We start from the raw sequence: 770 nt of genomic DNA, 5'->3' as shown, positions 1-770 counted from the left end.
ATGACCATCAGCCGACGTGCTGATAAATGGTACATTTCTTTCTCAATCGATGTCGAAGTCTCTATGCTTCCAAGTGAAAGCCAAGCCCGTTGCGGTGTAGATTTAGGTATCAACAAGTTGGCCACGCTGTCGCGTGGTTCAATCCGATATTGGGAAACACCAAAGCCATTGCAGCAGTCACTCAGAAAGCTTGCCCGTTATCAGCGACGCCTGGTGAGAAAGACGAAAACATCAAACGGTTATAAAAAGCTAAAGATGAAAATCGCCAGACTTCACCAGCGAATTGCCAATATTCGACGAAACACACTGCACCAACTCACCACCTACCTGGTGAAAAATTTCCAGGAAATTGTTATCGAGGACTTGAATGTGAAGGGAATGATGTCTAATGCTAAGTTGGCCAGACATATTGCTGACGTAGGCTTCTATGAAGCCAGGCGACAGCTAGAGTATAAGTTTGCATGGTTTCAGCGAACGCTGACGATTGCAAATCGATGGTTTCCATCGAGTAAGCTTTGCTCAGACTGTGGTTCTAAGAACAGTGATTTGGCACTGTCCCAGCGAACCTACCAATGTGCTTGTGGAAATTCGAAATGTCGCGATTATAACGCCAGCATAAATTTAGAAAATTATACGGCTCGTTCAGTCGAAATCTACGCTGCTGGAGATAACGGCTCTGCGCTTGCTACTTAGCAAATGCAACCAGTATCGTTGAATGCAGAAATAACCTAAAGCCTGATGATCAGGTTTGTGTAAGTGTTTTAGAACGG

General features: G+C 44.7%; 1 protein-coding gene. It reads left to right on the top strand.

From position 1 onward, the window contains the following. On the top strand, nucleotides 1-693 hold a 693-nt coding region (locus ND16A_RS05680), incomplete at its 5' end, for an RNA-guided endonuclease InsQ/TnpB family protein (protein ID WP_052073192.1). Between the last annotated feature and the right edge of the window lie 77 nt (nucleotides 694-770).

Source organism: Thalassotalea sp. ND16A (assembly GCF_000764205.1).
Lineage (GTDB): Bacteria > Pseudomonadota > Gammaproteobacteria > Enterobacterales > Alteromonadaceae > Thalassotalea_A.
Note: the sequence above shows the minus strand (reverse complement) of the source record. Positions and strands in the feature narration are given on the sequence as shown.